This is a genomic window from Alphaproteobacteria bacterium (assembly GCA_004295055.1).
Lineage (GTDB): Bacteria > Pseudomonadota > Alphaproteobacteria > SHNJ01 > SHNJ01 > SHNJ01.
In genome coordinates, this window is sequence record SHNJ01000017.1 from 57,492 (window position 1) to 76,182 (window position 18,691).

Annotated in this window: 19 protein-coding genes; 7 read left to right on the forward strand and 12 right to left on the reverse strand. The window is 48.5% G+C overall.

The features are described from left to right. Positions 1-100: 100 nt before the first annotated feature. A complete protein-coding gene (locus tag EYC62_04710; protein TAH35380.1) occupies positions 101-379 on the forward strand; it encodes an MGMT family protein in 279 nt (92 codons plus the stop codon). 5 nt (positions 380-384) lie between these two features. Then, on the forward strand, positions 385-1,560 hold the full coding sequence (locus EYC62_04715) for an MFS transporter (GenBank protein TAH35328.1): 1,176 nt from the start codon (positions 385-387) through the stop codon (positions 1,558-1,560). Here the strand turns inward: EYC62_04715 and gyrB are convergent. The 7 genes from gyrB to mutM form a co-directional block, all read right to left on the reverse strand. Next, positions 1,557-3,992, reverse strand: coding sequence for a DNA topoisomerase (ATP-hydrolyzing) subunit B (gene gyrB, locus EYC62_04720; protein ID TAH35381.1), 2,436 nt, complete (start codon positions 3,990-3,992; stop codon positions 1,557-1,559). The two genes, EYC62_04715 and gyrB, sit on opposite strands and share 4 nt — an antisense overlap. A 103-nt stretch (positions 3,993-4,095) precedes the next feature. Next, positions 4,096-5,265 carry a DNA replication/repair protein RecF gene (gene recF, locus EYC62_04725; GenBank protein TAH35329.1) on the reverse strand — a complete coding sequence of 390 codons (1,170 nt, stop codon included), beginning with the start codon at positions 5,263-5,265 and terminating at the stop codon, positions 4,096-4,098. Positions 5,266-5,313: 48 nt separating this feature from the next. Further along, positions 5,314-6,426 carry a DNA polymerase III subunit beta gene (locus tag EYC62_04730; GenBank protein ID TAH35330.1) on the reverse strand — a complete coding sequence of 371 codons (1,113 nt, stop codon included), beginning with the start codon at positions 6,424-6,426 and terminating at the stop codon, positions 5,314-5,316. 154 nt (positions 6,427-6,580) lie between these two features. Beyond that, the gene (gene dnaA / locus EYC62_04735; protein ID TAH35382.1) at positions 6,581-7,990 is read right to left on the reverse strand and encodes a chromosomal replication initiator protein DnaA; all 1,410 of its coding nucleotides are present in this window, start codon (positions 7,988-7,990) and stop codon (positions 6,581-6,583) included. A gap of 695 nt (positions 7,991-8,685) precedes the next feature. Then, positions 8,686-8,958: a 30S ribosomal protein S20 gene (locus EYC62_04740; protein TAH35331.1), complete on the reverse strand. Its 273-nt coding sequence runs from the start codon at positions 8,956-8,958 to the stop codon at positions 8,686-8,688. A 108-nt stretch (positions 8,959-9,066) separates the two neighbouring features. Beyond that, positions 9,067-9,891 carry an enoyl-CoA hydratase gene (locus EYC62_04745; GenBank protein ID TAH35332.1) on the reverse strand — a complete coding sequence of 275 codons (825 nt, stop codon included), beginning with the start codon at positions 9,889-9,891 and terminating at the stop codon, positions 9,067-9,069. Positions 9,892-9,979: 88 nt separating this feature from the next. Beyond that, positions 9,980-10,813, reverse strand: a complete 834-nt coding sequence (gene mutM / locus EYC62_04750; GenBank protein ID TAH35333.1) for a bifunctional DNA-formamidopyrimidine glycosylase/DNA-(apurinic or apyrimidinic site) lyase — start codon at positions 10,811-10,813, stop codon at positions 9,980-9,982. A 94-nt stretch (positions 10,814-10,907) separates the two neighbouring features. On the opposite strand from mutM, the gene ubiE reads away from it, so the two are divergent. The 5 genes from ubiE (at position 10,908) to EYC62_04775 (ending at position 14,327) form a co-directional block, all read left to right on the forward strand. Further along, positions 10,908-11,624: a bifunctional demethylmenaquinone methyltransferase/2-methoxy-6-polyprenyl-1,4-benzoquinol methylase UbiE gene (gene ubiE, locus EYC62_04755; GenBank protein TAH35383.1), complete on the forward strand. Its 717-nt coding sequence runs from the start codon at positions 10,908-10,910 to the stop codon at positions 11,622-11,624. Positions 11,625-11,687: 63 nt separating this feature from the next. Then, entirely contained in the window at positions 11,688-11,912 is a 225-nt protein-coding gene (locus EYC62_04760; GenBank protein ID TAH35334.1) for a hypothetical protein, read from the forward strand. Between the two features lie 144 nt (positions 11,913-12,056). After that, entirely contained in the window at positions 12,057-13,283 is a 1,227-nt protein-coding gene (gene coaBC / locus EYC62_04765; GenBank protein TAH35335.1) for a bifunctional phosphopantothenoylcysteine decarboxylase/phosphopantothenate--cysteine ligase CoaBC, read from the forward strand. Then, the gene (locus EYC62_04770) at positions 13,284-13,742 is read left to right on the forward strand and encodes a dUTP diphosphatase (GenBank protein ID TAH35336.1); all 459 of its coding nucleotides are present in this window, start codon (positions 13,284-13,286) and stop codon (positions 13,740-13,742) included. It abuts the gene before it with no gap. Positions 13,743-13,787: 45 nt separating this feature from the next. Beyond that, a complete protein-coding gene (locus EYC62_04775; GenBank protein TAH35337.1) occupies positions 13,788-14,327 on the forward strand; it encodes a hypothetical protein in 540 nt (179 codons plus the stop codon). A gap of 13 nt (positions 14,328-14,340) precedes the next feature. Here the strand turns inward: EYC62_04775 and EYC62_04780 are convergent, their stop codons facing one another. The 5 genes from EYC62_04780 to EYC62_04800 form a co-directional block, all read right to left on the reverse strand. Further along, positions 14,341-14,766: a transcriptional repressor gene (locus EYC62_04780; protein TAH35384.1), complete on the reverse strand. Its 426-nt coding sequence runs from the start codon at positions 14,764-14,766 to the stop codon at positions 14,341-14,343. 24 nt (positions 14,767-14,790) lie between these two features. Then, the gene (locus EYC62_04785) at positions 14,791-16,188 is read right to left on the reverse strand and encodes a nitronate monooxygenase (GenBank protein TAH35338.1); all 1,398 of its coding nucleotides are present in this window, start codon (positions 16,186-16,188) and stop codon (positions 14,791-14,793) included. 81 nt (positions 16,189-16,269) lie between these two features. Next, positions 16,270-17,094 carry a hypothetical protein gene (locus EYC62_04790; GenBank protein TAH35339.1) on the reverse strand — a complete coding sequence of 275 codons (825 nt, stop codon included), beginning with the start codon at positions 17,092-17,094 and terminating at the stop codon, positions 16,270-16,272. A 15-nt stretch (positions 17,095-17,109) separates the two neighbouring features. Beyond that, positions 17,110-17,922, reverse strand: coding sequence for an ABC transporter permease (locus EYC62_04795; GenBank protein ID TAH35340.1), 813 nt, complete (start codon positions 17,920-17,922; stop codon positions 17,110-17,112). Further along, complete coding sequence (locus EYC62_04800; protein ID TAH35341.1) at positions 17,922-18,671, reverse strand: ABC transporter ATP-binding protein; 750 nt, start codon at positions 18,669-18,671, stop codon at positions 17,922-17,924. Before EYC62_04800 ends, EYC62_04795 begins: the two co-directional genes overlap by 1 nt. Positions 18,672-18,691: the final 20 nt, after the last annotated feature.

Genomic DNA, 18,691 nt, shown 5'->3' on the forward strand with positions numbered 1-18,691 from the left:
TTTTCTGTCCAAAGGCAAAAAACCGACTGGTGCGAACGCCAAATTGACCAAGGCGGTCGAAGGCGCCATCAAAGGCAAAATCAATTTCAAAGATCTCGATATGTCCTGGGCAACGCCATTTCAAGCGCGAGTGTACCGCGAGATGGTAAAAATTAAACCAGGCCGGGTTTTAACCTATGCTGAACTCGCCAAAAAAATCGGCGCGCCAAAGGCGTATCGCGCCGTCGCATCGGCCTGTGCCAGAAATCAAATCCCGCTGATTATTCCTTGCCACCGTGTTGTTCGCACCGGCGGCGGGCTTGGTGGTTATTCGTCCAAAGACGGATTGAAGATGAAAAGATATTTGTTGAATTTGGAAGGCTATAAGGTCGCCGCTTAGTTATTATGCAAATCCAGAAAATATTACCGATTCTATATATCGGTCTGTTCACGGTTTTCGATCCGATCGCATTCGATTTTCTGGCTACCGCATTACCTTTAATCGCCAATGATCTACGCGCAACACCAGGCAATTTAACCGGTATGATTAGTTATTATCTGCTTGGCGTCGGTTTTGCGCAATTATGGAGCGGCGAATTTGTAGATCGATATGGTCAGCGTATATCCGTGCGTATTGGCGCGGTTTTATTCCTGCTTTTTGGTGCTTTGGTAGCATTCACTCAAGACTTATACCTATGGTATGCAGCGCGGTTTGTTATGGGCATGGCGGTTGGGTTGTGTATCACCGCTGCTTTATCGCTGGTGCGGGAAAATTATGCGGAAGATGGCGGAAAGATTCTTAGTATTATTTATGGCGCCGGGAATTTTGTCGGTGTAATCGCTCCATTGTTGGCAGGGTTATTGATTTCTTATTATGGATGGCACAGTGTTTTATGGGCTATTGCATCTTGGGGGATTGTGCTGGTTTATGTCGCGTTCTTGCTATTCCCGCACAGTACGGTGCCAGCTCCGCAACCATTCTCGTGGCATTATTGGATTGATGCTTACAAACATATTTTATCGGTCAATGAATATATTATTTGGGCGTTACTCAGCGCCTTTTCTTATGGTGCATTCTTGGCCTTTATCACCGGATCTTCGTATGTATTTGCCGAAGGATATGGAATAGGCAGCACGGTATATAGTTATATGTACAGCTTGGTGATTCTTGTTTTTGTGGTCGGGTCTTTTATGGCGGAAAGATTTGAAGCCAATGATAAGCTTTTGCGTGTTTTAAAATATTGCACTATCGCATTGTGCCTAGGTTCCGCTGCTATTATTGCTAACGCTCTATCGGTTCAGAATTTTTATATATTGGTTTTGATGATTCTGGTGATGTCGTTCACAACCGCAATTTTAATCCCGCATGGCATGGCGCTAGCGCTTTTGCCGTTCGAGGAAAATAAGGGCAAGGCCAGCGCCGGAATCATTATTATGCATGTGATTGTGGGATCCGCCGTTGGATGGGGTGTTACTATCGGCCATCATCCTTATGGCATGATGATAGGCATCGGCATGTTATTACAGGCGTTGGCGATTTATTGGCTGTTGGGCCGGGTAAAACGAATGCCGGTGGCTTAAACATCCAAATTCTCAACCTGCAACGCGTTTGTGACGATAAAATCGCGGCGCGGTTCGACCAAATCGCCCATCAATGTGGTGAACACTCCTTCGGCTTCGTCCATATGCGCGACTTTAACTTGCATCAGGCTGCGGATTTTTGGATCGAGCGTGGTTTTCCATAATTGCTCTGGGTTCATTTCGCCCAGACCTTTGTACCGCTGAATAGATTGACCCTTGCGGCCGCGTTCGGTAATGGCGGCGATCAACGCTCCTGGGCCGGTGATCGATTTTTCACCGTCTTGGCTGATTAAAATGGCCGGTTTGGTGTATTTTGCCTGTAAACGCGGCGCCATTTCATCCAATTTGCGCGCTTCTGCGCTTTGAATTGTGGCGTAATCCATCACGAAACGATAGGTAACGCCGCCCACGGTACGGGTAAATTCATAACCTTGGTTTTTGGCGTGGCCTTGCCAGCCGCGTTCCGCCTCTGGCAATAACGTATCCAAACGTTTGGCCACATAACCGGCTGCGGCTTCCGCTTCTGTCTGCGCCAAATCATGCTTGAACGCGCCGGCAATGGCGGCTTGTTCGATCACCTGGGCATTGCCCACTTTTTGCATCAGGTTTTGCATCAAGGCCTTGGCGGTGCGATCCGATTCCAATTCCTGGAATAATGCATCGCCGGTCAATTCCTTACCATCGGCCAATTTTAATTTTATGCCTTCGACGCCGTTTTTCATCAAGAATTGCTCTAATGCGCGCTCGTCTTTCAGATAATTTTCCGCCGCCGAGCGTTTGACCAAGTACAATGGCGGCTGGGCGATATACAAATAGCCTTTTTCGATGACTTGCGGCATTTGACGGAAGAAGAAGGTCAAAAGCAATGTGCGGATATGCGATCCATCGACGTCCGCGTCGGTCATAATAACGATTTTATGATACCGGATTTTGTCGATATTGAAATCGTCGCGTCCAATGCCGGTGCCCAATGCCGCGATCAATGTGCCGATTTCGGCCGATCCCAGCATTTTATCGAAACGCGCGCGCTCGACGTTCAGAATTTTACCGCGCAATGGCAAGATCGCTTGGAAATGACGGTCGCGGCCCATTTTCGCCGAACCGCCCGCCGAATCGCCCTCGACGATAAACAATTCCGAATGCGCGGGATCGCGTTCCTGACAATCGGCCAATTTGCCGGGCAGGGAATTCATATCCAGTGCGCCTTTGCGGCGGGTCAGTTCGCGCGCCTTACGCGCGGCTTCGCGGGCCAACGCCGCCTCGACGATTTTACCGATCACTTTTTTCGACTCGGCCGGATGTTCTTCGAACCAGGCCATTAATTTCTCGCCGGCCACCGATTCAACAACGGGGCGGACTTCACTCGATACCAATTTATCTTTGGTTTGCGAGGAAAATTTCGGATCCGGCATTTTCACCGATAAAACACAAGTCAAACCTTCGCGCGCATCATCGCCGGTGACGGAGACTTTTTCTTTTTTCGCAATGCCGGATTCTTCGGCATATTTGTTGATGGTGCGGGTTAATGCCGCGCGAAAACCGATCAAATGCGTGCCGCCATCGCGTTGCGGAATATTATTGGTAAAGCACAGCATGGTTTCGTGATATGAATCGTTCCATTGCAACGCAAGTTCGAACGAAATTCCATCCTGTTCGCCGCGTACCGATAATGTTTCATGTACCGCGACTTTGCTGCGATCCAAATATTGCACGAATGCGGCGATACCGCCGTCATAATGCAAGTCGACCGTTTTCGGATCGACGCCGCGTTCATCAATCAATTTAATTTTCACGCCCGAATTCAGGAATGCCAGCTCGCGCAAACGATGTTCTAAGGTGGTGAAGGAATATTCGGTCATGGTGAAAATTTCACCGGAGACTTTGAATTTTACCCGTGTGCCGCGTTTACCGTTGGCATCGCCAACCACTTTTAATGGGGCAACGGTTTTGCCATTTTCGAATCTGACATAATGTTCCTTGCCATCGCGCCAGATATTCAATTCCAAATAATCCGACAGAGCGTTGACGACGGAGATACCGACGCCGTGCAAACCGCCGGAAACTTTGTACGAATTTTGATCGAACTTACCGCCGGAATGTAGCTGCGTCATAATAACTTCGGCGGCGGAAACGCCTTCTTCTTTGTGAATATCGACCGGAATACCGCGGCCATCGTCTTCGACCGATACCGCGCCATCGGCATGTAAAATCACGGTTAAATGATGGGCATGACCGCCCAAATGTTCATCGATGCCGTTATCGACTGCTTCGTATACGCAGTGATGCAAACCGGAACCGTCATCAGTATCGCCGATATACATCCCCGGGCGTTTGCGCACCGCATCGAGACCTTTTAAAACAGTGATCGAATCGGCGGAATAATTTTTGGCGGCTGGCGCGGCCTCTATCGTTTCAGGGGTATTTTCGGGCATTTGCGGGGCTGGTTTAGCGTTCATTTTTAAGACCTTTTATAGGTCAAAATATAGCAAAAAATGGCGTTTTTTACCAAAGAAAACGCCCTAAAATTCCAACGTTTTATGAATGGGTTATGGGGGTAATTTGAGCGTTTTGGACGGCTAAAATTTGCGCCGATTTCCAATCGCCAAACAGCGCCGCATCCGCTCCTGAAACAAAGGCCTGAATACCTAGATTCTCGATCACATTCGCCAGGGCGGCGCGGTGCCGGTCGTCCAAATGCGCCGCCAATTCATCCAGCAATAAAATCGGCGTCTTGCGTTTTTCGGTTATCAGCAAACGGCTATGGCCCAGAATGATGGCGATTAGGGCAATTTTCTGCTCGCCGGTCGAACAATCCCCCGCCAAACGGTTTTTGCCGATATGAAAGGCGGTGAAATCATCGCGTCCCGCGCCTTCGCGGGTAGATCTAACCAGCCGGTCACGTTCGCGCGAATCCTTCAGCCGGTCTTGTAACAAAGATACGGCATTATTATCGCCCTCAGCCGCAATATCCGCCCAAATCTTGCTTTGTAAATCGAGGCGCAGTTTGGGGAAATCCGGGCCGAATTGGCCGATATGATCGTTAAGTCTTTCGATATATTCCGCCCGGGCGCGGGATATGGAAATGCTGTTTTCGGCGATTTGCCGTTCCAGTGTACCGATCCATTCTTGGTCGATGCGGCCAAAACTAAGCAGCCTCAACCGTTCCCTCTGCGCTTTTTCCAGGGCTTGGATATGCTGCAAATGCACCGGGTAAAACGCATAAACCAACCGGTCCAAAAATCGTCTGCGTTCCGACCTGGATTCAACAAATAACCGGTCCATCGCCGGGGTCAGCCAGGCGATGGTGCAATATTCCGCCAAATCGGTTTGCGCGGATTTTTTTTCGTCGATTTGAATTAACCGTTTGCTGCGCGGGGCGGCGCTGTCGGTGCCGGTGCCAATACGGTGGGTGGTGTGCGGCGTCGTTAAATCCGCCACCACGGACCAGCCAGATTTAATAGATGACGCCAATGCCAACTCGCCCATTTTGGCATTGCGCAAACCACGCCCCGGCGATAACAAAGAAATCGCTTCCAGAATATTGGTTTTCCCGGCGCCATTCGCACCAGTTAAAATTACCGAACGACCATCTAGGTGTAGATTAAGATCGGCATAATTGCGGAAGTTGGATAATCGCAAAGCGCTTATCGTAGACCGTAGGCCGTGGACCATAGACGGATTTTGTTGCGGTTTTGTATGAACCATATAATCAATCGGTTTGTTTTCGGTCTACTGCTTACAGTCTACCGTCTACTAGACCCGCATCGGCATCAGCACGTATAAGCTGGTCGTATCGGCCGGATCTTGAATGATCGTTGGGCTGGCGCCATCCGATAATTTGAATTGCGCGCCTTCGGAATCGATTTGCTGTGCTATATCCAGTAGATACCGGGAATTGAAACCGATTTCGATCGCATCCGAATCGTATTTCACTTCGATTTCCTCGGTCGCTTGGCCGGATTCGGCCGATTGTGCCGATAATGTTAAGGCGCCGGCATTCAGACTGAGTTTGATCGCGCGGGATTTTTCCGAAGAAATGGTGGCCACGCGGTCAACTGCCTCGGCAAACGATTTGCGATCAACGATCAGAATTTTATCGTTATCGGCCGGAATGACGCGTTCATAATCCGGGAATGTGCCATCGATCAGTTTCGAAGACAGCACGATGCCATCCAAGGCGAAACGGATCTGGGTTTCTGACAAAGAAATCTCGACAGTCGTGGAAACTTCTTCGATTAGTTTACGAATCTCGCCAATGGTTTTGCGCGGAATGATAACACCCGGAATTTTCGCGGCGCCTTCCGGCAATGGCATTTCGATACGCGCCAAACGGTGGCCGTCGGTCGCAACGGCGCGCAATACCGGCACATCGTTCGATTTGGTCGCATGGATATAAATGCCGTTCAGGTAATAACGGGTTTCGTCCTGCAGAATCGCAAAACGGGTGCGATCGATCAGGCCGCGCAATTCCGACGCCGGCAATGCAAATTTATGCAGCAATGGTTTGTTATCGTAAGCCGGGAAGTCGCCAACCGGCAATGTGCCCAGCGTGAAACGGGAACGGCCGGAGCGAATGGTCAATTGCGCATCTTTCAAAGATAATTCAATTTGCGCACCTTCGGGCAATTTACGCACGATTTCATACAGCGTATGGGCCGGTGCGGTGATGGAGCCATTTTGCGAAATCGATGCTGGCGCGCCTTCGATAATGGTCAAGTCCATATCGGTTGCGGTTAGAAATAATTTATCTTGTTCCGCTTTCAAAAGAACGTTCGATAAAATTGGAATGGTGTTGCGTTTTTCGACGACGGTTTGCACATGCGCCAAGGCTTTTAATAATGCGCTGCGTTCAATCGATAATTTCATGGAATATTCTCCGCTTTCTAAGGAATCGCGCCTAATCGTTTCCGATAGGTCTGCAACCGGTATTTAGGGCGTTCAAGCGGCTAAAATCAATCGAAAAAGTAACAAAAAACCGGGCTTTAGCCCGGTTTTCCTAGTCTTTCTGGAAGGACGATTTTTACTGTTCCAGCATTTTGCGCAATAAATCGACTTCTTGGGCAAAGGCGGCGTCGCCCAGGCACAAATCTTCGATCTTGCGGACCGCATGCATCACGGTGGTATGGTCGCGGCCGCCGAATTTCCGGCCGATTTCCGGCAAGGAACGCTGGGTCAGTTGTTTGGCCAGATACATGGCCACTTGGCGGGGCCGGGCGACAACCCGGGCGCGGCGTGGCGAATGCATATCGGTCAGGCGGATATTGAAATGATCGGCTACCCGGCGCTGAATCTCATCGATCGTGATTTTCCGGTCGGCGGAACGCAATAGATCGCGCAGCAATTCCTGAGTATTGGGCAGGTTAATATCGCGTCCAACCAGGGTCGAATGCGCTACCAAGCGGTTTAAAGCCCCTTCCAGTTCGCGGACGTTGCTGGTGATTTTTTGTGATAAAAATTCCAGCACATCTTGCGGGACATCAACTTTCAAATTTTGGGCCTTGGCGCGCAAGATATTTAGGCGCAATTCATTGTCGGTTGGGTGAATATCAACCACCAAACCCCAACCCAGGCGGGAACGCATGCGTTCTTCCAGACCTTCCAAATCGGATGGCGATTTATCGGCCGAAATAATGACTTGGCGGTTTTGATCCACCAACGCATTGAAAGTATGGAAAAATTCTTCCTGGGTTGATTCTTTGCCGCCGATGAACTGCACATCATCGATCATTAATACATCAACCGAGCGGAACAGATCTTTGAATGCAACCGTATCTTTGTGACGCAAAGCGCGGATGAATTGATACATAAATTTCTCAGCGGATAAGTACAAGACTTTTTTGCCAGGATTCTTTTTGGTGATATGCCAAGCAATCGCATGCATTAGATGGGTTTTGCCCAAACCGACGCCGCCATATAGGAATAATGGGTTGAATGGTACTTTTTCCGATTCTGCCACGCGGCGGGCAGCGGCAAAGGCCAATTCGTTTGGTTTGCCAATAATGAAATTTTCAAACGTATAACGTGGATCCAGAGGGGCGCTGATCGACATTAAGTCGTTAATATTTTCGATTTCGGTTTTGATTTCGCCCATGTCTTTGCCACCAACAACCGAAAAGCTTCTTTTCTTGTCAGCGGGTTCGGCATTGGTAATCACGATTTCAATCGCTTTAATCATCGGGCATTGTTCAACCCATAATTTGCGCAACCGGTCGCCGTAACGCGATAAAACCCAATCCCGCACCGCGCGGTTAGGTGCGGCCATTTGGATAGAAGTATTGTTCAATTGCACCAGGTTTAACGGTTGAACCCAGTTTTTATAGGCGACTTCGCCAATTTCACTGCGCATGCCGGTGCGGACTTTGCTCCACATTTGCGATAATTTTTGTAGATCTATTTCTAAGGTTGGATTGAATGCGTAATTTTGTTCCATGTTCCAAATATTTTCAGCAGAACGAGCCATGAACTGGCCTCCGGTTTATAAAATGATTAGTGATTGACGAAATTAGTCAGGATAGCAGTAAAGTTGCGCATATAGCCGCGAAGCGTAAAATCAAAATTTGTTTTTTGATAATTATTGGTCGGGCGACCAAAGTTTTTTATTTTAATTACACTCACGCTAACCTCCCTGAATGGTTGAACGCAACGCGATTTAATTTACCACATATCTTGAAACCAAAATTTAAATCGTGATTTCAAAATTACCTTAACCACTTTCGATGTTCGTTTTTCCCTGTCACACTGTTCTATGAATTAAACGTTTTTTACCTTAATTTATTTTTAAATTTTCTGATGGCGTTTAATGCAGTATTTACGGGGCTAAACTCCTATTGCGATTGCTTGTTAAAGCGATCCGAAATCTACACCCGGGCCATACAAATGCAATCGGTTTTTTTTGAAAAAAGGCAAAAAAATAGTTTGACAAAAAAAATTGCTGCAACTTGAACGGCTTATCTAATTGACCCGCCGCATCACTACAAATTGCAAGCGATTTTTTTTAGAAAAAAATCTTTTTTCTTGCGCCGCGAAAAAAATATTTTGCAAATTCAATTTAAAGGAACGGATGTTGGCATTCATAAAAAAACCGCCCGAAAATTGGGCGGTTTTTAATTGGTAAAATTTCCAATTTTATTTTTTTGCTGCGATTTTTTTAACGGCAGCATTTAAGCGCGAGATTTTACGGGAAGCAGCGTTCTGTTTCAAAACGCCTTTGGTAACGCCGCGTTGAATTTGCGGTTTCGCGGATTTCAATGCTTCGTTTGCCGCTTTCGCATCGCCTTTTTTCACGGCCGTTTCGACTTTTTTAATTGCCGAGCGGATTTGCGACCGGCGTGCATTGTTGATCGCTGTGCGGCGGACTGCTACGCGGACGGCTTTTTTCGCTGATTTGGTATTAGCCATATGTTCTTAAACCCTAACCTTAGTTGTTTAAATCAGGGGGTTTTTTAGGGGTAAATGGCCCTTTTGTCAATAGGCTTAGAGCCAATAAAACCCTATAAAACCATCATTTTACTGGTTTTTGAACTCTGGCTTGCGTTTATCGATAAAGGCCTGCATGCCTTCTTTTTGGTCACCCGTTGCAAAGCAAGCATGGAACAAACGGCGTTCCAAATGCACTCCTTCGGATAAGAAAGTTTCAAACGACTTATTAATCGCTTCTTTGATCATATAAACGCTGGGGCGGGATTTGCTGGCGATAATCTGCGCTGTTTTGATTGCTTCCTTGCGCAATTCGGCCAATGGCACCACGCGGGCAACCAAACCGGCCTTTTCAGCCTCATTCGCATCCATCATCCGGCCGGTCAGGCACATTTCCATGGCTTTGGATTTGCCCAATGCCTTGCATAAACGCTGGGTGCCGCCGGAACCAGGGATAATGCCCAGATTGACTTCCGGCTGGCCGAATTTTGCGTTATCGGCGGCGATGATGAAATCGCACATCATTGCCATCTCACATCCGCCACCCAGAGCGAATCCCGATACGGCGGCAATAACCGGTTTACGGCATTGGGTCACGCGTTCCCAGTCCTTGGTAATATAATCTTCCAAATAAACGGTCGAAAAATCCTTGGCTTGCATTTCTTTAATATCGGCACCGGCGGCAAAGGCTTTGTCACTCCCAGTTAAGATGATGCATCCAATATGGTTATCGGTATCGCAATCTTCGAGCGCCCAGCCCATTTCAGTAACCAATGCGGCATTCAACGCGTTCAATGCGGTTGGACGGTTCAGCGTAATAATGGCGACGCGATCCAATTTTTCTAAAATAATGTTTTCGTATTTATGGCCATTGGTGGTGGACGTATCGATTTTCAATGCGGCGGATGGAGACATGGGAATAACCAAATGTTTGAGTTTGCGAAAGAAAGGCAGGATAGAAGAGGACATATATAAAGACAGGATAGATTAACCCGGAAATAGTTTAAATCTGATTAATAGGGCAATAATAGGTCGCGCGGCCGCCTTGCGTAATCTTTTGGATACATGCACCGGTCTTGCATTTCGGGCATTTTTCGCCTTTTCGGTCATAAACCGCGAAATGGCTTTGAAAATTGCCCAAAGTGCCATCCGATTGCACATAATCTCGCAATGAGCTCCCCCCGGCCTTGATCGCCTTTTGTAAAACCTTTTTAATCGATTTAACCAATGCGGCGCATTCGGCCAATGTCAGGTTGCTGGCTTTGCGGCGTGGATCGATATTGGCGTAATATAATGATTCGCTGGCATATATATTGCCAACGCCGACCACCAATTTCTGATCCATGATCGCAAGTTTAATGGCAATCTTCTTATGCATTAATTTCTGAAACAAGGCCTTACCGGTGAATTCGCGTGATAATGGTTCAAATCCCAAATGCTTGAATAATTTATAAGTCGCGGTTTGATGCGATGGAATCAAATCCATCATCCCGAACCGGCGCGGATCGTTAAACGCAATGTGCTTTTTATTCGATAGGGCCAATAACACGTGATCGTGTTTTTCAGGATTTTTATATTGCCGCGCATCGACCACGCACATTCGGCCCGACATGCCCAAATGCACAATCCAATCTTGCGCATTATCCAAATGAATCACCATATATTTGGCGCGCCGCGAAAATCCGGCAATTTTACGCTTGGTCAATTGCCCGGCCAGGTTTTTCGGCAATGGCCAGCGTAGGTCGGAACGGCGCACTTTGGCACCGGCGATTTTGGTGCCGCGCATGATTTTATCCAGGCCGCGCATGGTGGTTTCGACTTCGGGTAATTCTGGCATAAGGCAGGGTTTAGGGGTTGGGGTTTGGGGCTTAGGGTAGTATAACCGTGTTATGCTAAAACCCAAAACCCAAAACCCGAAACCCTTCGGCATCATGGCCGATTTCGGCTATCAGAAAATACCCGCCGCTGAAAAACCGGGCCGCGTCACCGGGCTGTTTTCCGGTGTTGCAAGCAAATACGATCTAATGAACGATGTTATGAGTTTGGGCGTGCATCGGCTTTGGAAAAGTTATTTTGTCGATATGATCGATGTTAATGAATATCCGCATTTGCTGGATGTCGCTGGCGGCACTGGCGATATCGCCGCGCGGTTTTTAGAAAAAGGCGGGAAGAAAGTAACCCTGGTCGATCCAACTCAAGGAATGATGGATCAAGGTCAGAAAAAACATAAAGGTAAAAGTATCGAATGGATCTGTGCGCCAGCGGAATCGTTGCCGTTCGATGATAGCACGCACGGATGCTATACGATTTCTTTCGGTTTGCGCAATGTCACCGATATTGATGCGGCGCTGGCCGAAGCGCACCGGGTGTTGCGTCCGGGCGGACAGTTTTTATGTTTGGAATTTTCAAGAACGCAATGGCCGTTACTGGATAAAGCCTATGAAATTTATGGCGATCGGATTTTGCCATTGATGGGCGAAATCGTGGCCAAGGATCGTCCCGCTTATCAATATCTGGTCGAATCGATCCGCCGTTTCCCGTCCCAAATGGAATTAGAGCATAAAATGCGCCATGTTGGGTTTGAATGCGTGCGGCATGTTAATTTATCGGGTGGAATTTGCGCGATTCATCAAGGGTTTAAAGTTTAAACCCCTTGTCTTGACCAAGTATATTTATATGCTATAAAGAAATTCCAAATAAATTGGTGAAGTATGTTTTTGTCTATGCAAGCCAAGCAAGAATTATCAGAATTAGCCGCTTTAAGTGGTGGCGTGACAACCGTTAGTGTTGTGTTCGCTGATTTGTTCGTAAATTTTGTTCTGAAACCGGATCCTGGCAATCAATTACTTGCTGATCATTCACCTTTGCTCGTTGCTGTTGTGCCGGCACTGGCTGCCGCTGTGGGTATTCGATACCTACTTCGTACCTGCCGATAATCTCTGGACGGGTTTATAGATATAATATAGTAATTATTTGACTGGATTTGCACGATTCGTCAAAGGGTTAAGGCATCGTCGTTGGCAATGAAATAGGCTCTAACGCCTATCGACTAACGACTAACGACTCGCTAAAATAAGATTATGCTAAAAAACAAAAAAATATTGCTGATTATTACTGGCGGGATTGCGGCGTATAAATCGCTGGATCTGATTCGCCGCTTGCGCGAGGCTGGGGCCAGTGTGACTGGTGTTTTAACGCGCAGCGGCGCTGAATTTATTACGCCGCTTGCAGTATCGGCGTTGACCGGCACGCAAACTTACAGCGATTTATTTTCATTAAAAGACGAAGTCGATATGGGCCATATCCGCCTGTCGCGCGAATCGGACATGATTTTGGTTGCGCCGGCAACGGCGGATTTTATGTCGCGCATGATACAGGGCCGCGCCGATGATTTGGCGGCCGCCACATTACTCGCGTCCGACAAACCGGTTGTGATTGCCCCCGCGATGAACAGCAAAATGTGGTGGAACGAAGCGACGCAAGCCAATTTGAATCAATTGCGCGAACGCGGCATTCATGTGCTGGGACCCGAAGAAGGCGATTTGGCTTGCGGCGAAATTGGCGATGGCCGTATGGCGGAAGTTGCCGAAATCGTATCCTGGGTTAAAAACTTTTTATTCGACCGCACCCGTTTAAAGGGCCTTAAAATTTTAATTACCGCCGGGCCAACGGTGGAACCAATCGATCCGGTGCGGTTTATTTCCAATCGTTCTTCCGGCAAACAAGGATACGCTATCGCCGATGCTTGCGCCATGGCAGGCGCGGAAGTGATATTGATTTCCGGCCCAACCGCGCTGCGTGTGCCGGTGAATTGCACACGGATTGATGTACAAACCGCGGACGACATGTTGAAAGCAAGTCAGGATAGCTTGCCGGCCGATATCGCGATTTGCACGGCTGGGGTCAGCGATTGGACGGCCAAGGCACGCCAGACCAAGAAAATGAAAAAACAATCCGGTCAGAAGGAAATGACTTTGGAATTAAAACAAACCCCGGATATTTTGCAATCGATTGCCGCGCATACGAAGCGTCCGCAATTGGTAATCGGCTTTGCGGCGGAAACCAACGATATGGTGAAACACGCGCGCGAGAAATTACTGTCCAAAAATTGTGATTGGATTCTGGCCAATGATATCGGTGCCAATCCCGGCATTTTGGGCGGCGAGCAAAATCAAATTACTTTACTGACACGCGATGGGTCCGAAGAATGGCCATTATTGGATAAACGCCAGGTGGGCCAATTATTGGTTGACCGCATCGCTAATTTCATGAAAAACAAGAAACAACTAACCAGAAAGGCTTCCTAAATGACCAACACGACCACCATCGCCATTCAAAAATTGCAAAATGGCGCGGATCTGGATCTGCCGAAATATGCGACAACCGACAGTGCCGGCATGGATTTGCTTGCCGCCGTCACAACGCCGGTAATTCTGGCGCCATTGCAGCGCGCGATCGTACCCACAGGCATTGCGATTGCATTGCCAAAAGGATTCGAGGCGCAAGTGCGTCCGCGTTCCGGCTTGGCGGCAAAAAATGGCGTTACGGTTTTAAACGCGCCTGGCACGATTGATGCGGATTATCGCGGCGAAGTCGGCGTGATTTTGGTCAATTTATCGAATGAACCATTCACCATCACCCGCGGCATGCGCATTGCGCAAATGATTATTGCGCCATATACCCGCGCCGAATGGAAACAGCAAGACAGCCTCGATGATACTGCGCGCGGCGCAGGCGGTTTTGGATCAACCGGCGTAGCAGCCTAGTAGACTGTAGACGGTAGTCCGTAGACCGAAAAGAATTACATGGTTATGAACAGATCTCTCGCAAAATATTTTATCGTCTACGGCCTACGGCCTACGGTCTATATTTTGCTATTTATCGTTTGCTTTCTAACCATCGGAACCGCCTATGCCGCCAAACCATCTGTTTCGGGTTTGCCGATTCCGCGTTTTGTGTCGCTGAAATCCGACAAGGTTCATTTGCGCGTTGGACCAGGCAAGGATTATCCGATTGAATGGATTTACACCAAACGCGGTCTGCCGGTGGAAATTATCGCCGAATACGATGTCTGGCGCAAAATCCGCGACCATCAGGGGACGGAGGGCTGGGTGCATCAACAGCGTCTGTCTGGCCGCCGCATGGCGATTACCACGGCGGATAAACAATCATTGCGCCGGGCAGAGGACAGCAAGGCGCCAGTGATGGCCGAGGTAGAGCAGGGGGTTGTCGCCCGGATTCTGGAATGCGATGCCGCTTGGTGTAAAGTCGAAGTTTCCGGTTTCCGCGGATACTTACAGCGCGCCGGTCTTTGGGGCCTGTACCCATCCGAACAAAAAATCGAAGATTAATATGATAAAGCGCTTAGGCGCGTTTTTTCTTTAGATGGATAGTAACTTCGATCTTATCGATCTCGGCGCCTTCCGGAATGCCAGGCAGTTTTTCAAATCCAACCGCGTCGGCCGAAAAATCCTGCAATCCTTTTCCGTCCGGCAGAATAAAATGATAATGGTCTTCGACGCGGGTATCGAAGAAAGTTTGCGATCCGTGGCCTGGAATTTCGCGCAACAGGCCAGCTTCGACAAATTGATTCAAGCTGTTGTAAACCGTGGCCAGGGAAATTCGCAAAGACGAATCGCGTACTTCACGGTGCAATTGTTCCGCGGTGATATGACGCGCGCCTTGTTCGAACAGGATTTTAGCCAAAATGACCCGTTGACGGGTAGGGCGCAAACCAGCACGCTTTAAGTCCTCGACTAATTTCGAGTAAGCGAATGGGTGGGCGCACATTAAACCGTCAGTTTGGGACAATTTCTAATCTCCAGTCTGAATTCTTTCGACCAATTGTTTAACCGTAGGGACAAATCCATTGGCATAAAACGGGTCTTTCGCGAAACGATAGGCGTTATGCCCGGCAAACATCAATTGGTCGTCTACCTTATCGCTATGCGAGATTTCTTGCAAGGTTTTCTGAATGCAAAAACTGCGTGGATCGGCCTTTTTGCCGGTAGTGCCTTCTTCATTTTGCGCCCAATTGCTGAATCCGCAAGCAGACAAGCATCCCATACAGGCAATTTGGTCGGCAACGATTTGATTTTCCTGGGCTTTGGTCACGAAAATCAAGGTTGAATCCGGGGTGCGCATGGCTTCGTTAAAACCAGCTTTTATATATTTCTCGGCATTGTCCTTGTCGTGTGGGGTCACATAAACTTTACGACCGCGGGCACCGATAGCCAATTCTGCGGTGTGATCTCCAACCGGCGCGGTGCTGTATGGAACCTGGCGTTCACTGCGGCCCTTTAATTCTTCTAAAAACGGGTTGCTGACGGCAGAGGAATAAAAACCGGTCGGGCTGAAACGATTTAAATAAATATCGCCTTCTTTCAATTCCAGCAAACGTTTTTTCCACGCATCGGAAATCGGGCTTTCCTTGGTCAATAATGGCCGTGTGCCGAATTGAAATCCAACCGGTCCAATTTCCGGATTGTCCAGCCAATGTTCCCATTCGCGCAAAAACCATACGCCACCGGCCATAATTACCGGCGTTTGATGCAGGGCAAATTCGTTCATTTGCGCGCGCAATTCCTTGACGCGCGGATATGGATCTTCGGGACGTTTTGGATCTTCGCTGTTGGACAAGCCGTTATGGCCGCCCGCCAACCATGGATCTTCGTATACAACGCCGCCCAACCAATCCTGGAACTTATGATAAGCGCGCTTCCATAAAGCGCGAAAAGCGCGTGCCGATGAAACGATAGGGAAATAATGAACTTTATACTGCGCGCAAATTTCAGCAATGCGATATGGCATTCCGGCCCCGCAAGTAACGCCGTCAATCGCGCCCTTGGCGCCTTCCAGTACGCCGTGCAAAATTCGTTCCGCGCCGCCCATCTCCCACAAAATATTCATGTGAATGCGGGCTTTGGCGCCGGCAATATCCCGCGCAACTTTGGCTTGATAAACCGCGCCGGAGATGGAGTGTTTCAATAATTCTTCATGACGTTCCCGGCGGGTTTTACCATGGTATAACTGCGGAACGATATTGCCACTGGCATCGCGCGTGTCGGCGTTGACGCCGGAAAATGTGCCAATGCCGCCGGCGGCAGACCATGCGCCGGAACTTTCGCCATTCGATACCGAAATGCCCTTACCGCCTTCAATCAGCGGCAAAAATTCTTTTCCACCAATAATCAGTGGGTTTAATGCTTTCACCAAAAATCTCCTGTGATCAGCGTCTTTGCTACCCTATTTTTAGGGTGGTGTAAATGATTGTTAAGTGCCTAATATTGCTCGCTAATATTGGTGTACGGGAGTAATCGGCACCGCTTTGTTGTTTAAAACAGGCACCAAAGATAAAGAAGCACGCAAATCGTCGGCGTAAGAATTGCTATATTGGCCGTTTAACAAGATTTGCTGCGCGGTCGCATCGGACATGTAATAGGCTTGATTTAAGTCCTTGCGTTGGTCGATGGCCGCGCCCTTTAACGCGCCGCCGCCAAATAATCCCGATGTTTTGGAATATACATAAATATCGGCCGCCAAATCCGGCGCGGTTTTTCCAGCGCCCAATCCAATACCCAGCGGACCAAGCGCCACGCTGGCGTCCGCGCCCAATTTCATCTGATTTTTTAAAATCGAATCCAAGCCTTTTTGGGTCATGATTAAAAACATCGCTTCGGTGGATTCGATACCCAATTGCAAGCCGAAACTGCCGCCAATCATATTGTAAAATGCGGGATAACCCCAGGATCCATCGGCCTGACGCACCAATACGATACCGGTTCCGCCTTCACCGCCGAGCAGAAACGCGCCTTTCACCAGTTGTGGGAAAATCATCACGCCTTTGGCCTGGGCCAAAGATTCGCGCGCGCCTTTAATGTCCTCGCGGTGCGTCAGGGTTTCAACCGTGGTACGGGCGCGGTCTACAATTTGTTGCGCCAGCAATTGATCTTTTTGCTCTTCAGTTTGTGCCTGTGTGTCTGTTGCGGTGGAATCGGTGACGCAGCCGGTAATAATACCAAGAACCAAAATTAAAGCTAAAAAACGGATGATACGCATGGGAAACCTCATGTAAAAATGGATACAGAGGATATAGCACCAATAAAGCCTTATTGCCATTATAAAGCTTGGTATTTACTCACCGCTTTGCAACAACTGGCCGTCCCGGCGGGCATTTTCAAAGGCCAGCAGGAAAAATCCGATTCCGGCGGCCATGTATACGATGTTCAACCATATCGCGCCTTTCAGCAGAGGCCAGGATAATTCATGATTTAACATCAATCCGCGCATGCCTTCGAACACATAGGCGGTTGGCAAACACCAGGCAATGGCTTGCATCCATTCCGGCAGTGTGGCGATGGGGTAATAAATCCCCGCTACGGGAGATAACAGAAAAATGCAAGTCCAGGCCAAATTTTCGGCGCCAAGGCCGAATCGCATCAACATGCCGCAGATTACAAGTCCGAACCACCAGCCCATAACCATCAAATTGACGAAAAACAACCACATCGGCCAGCCCAGATCGAAAATTGAATAATGGTAAAACAAAATCGCAAGACCCATCGCCGGCACCACGCCGACCAATACGCGCAACAATCCGATGCTGAAAAGACCCAATAAATATTCATAAGGCCGCAAAGGCGTAATAAATAAATTGACCAAGTTGCGCGACCACATTTCTTCTAACAAGGAAACCGCGACACCCAATTGGCTGCGGAAAAATACGTCCCATAACAATACCGCGCCAAGCAGCAATCCGGTGGCCTTGGCGATTATAGAACTATTGGTCATCAGAAACTGGGTGATGAATCCCCAAATGACCACATTCAAAAATGGCCAGTAAATAATTTCAAACAGCCGCGCAAAAGAATTGCGCAACAGGTAAAAGTGCCGCAGCGTGATCGAGCTGATGCGGTTTAAGGAAAATTGATGATGCGCGGTGGCCATTATTGATCTTTGTGTTGGTTGCGGGCGATGGCCAAAAATACTTCTTCCAAATTATCGCGGCCATGTTTTTGAATTAATTCGGTGGGGGATCCTTGGTCGACAATCCGTCCGGTTTTCAGCATTAAAACATGATCGCATAACCGTTCCACCTCGCTCATATTGTGCGAGGCCAGCAAAATCGTGCATCCGGTTTTTTGCTGATAGGATTTTAAATAGGCGCGCACCCAATCGGCGGTATCGGGATCCAGCGATGCGGTCGGTTCATCCAGTAAAATTAAGTCGGGGTGGTTCAAGAGGGCTTTGGCAATGGCGACACGAGTTTTTTGCCCGGACGATAATTTGCCATAACGGCGCTTCATCATATTCGTCAACTGCAGATCGCGGCACAGTTCGTCGATCCGGTCGCGTAAATTCGGCACATCGTACAATTTGCCGTAAATCACCAGATTCTCGTACACGGTCAAGCGCGCCGGAAGATCGACATAGGGCGATGAAAAACTCATCCGTTGCAGGGCAGGAAAACGATTATGCAGAATATCGTGATCGAAAATGCGGATTTTACCGGATGTGGGGCTAACTACGCCCAATAACATCGCAATAGTGGTGGTTTTGCCAGCGCCATTGCCGCCCAGCAAAGCCACCGTTTGACCCGCTTTTAGGTCAAAAGAAATGCCGCCAACGGCGGTGGATTCGGCGTAAGATTTGACCAGATTTTCGACTTGGACGATGGAATTGGCGGCGACGGACATGATGTGGTTTTAATTCTTGT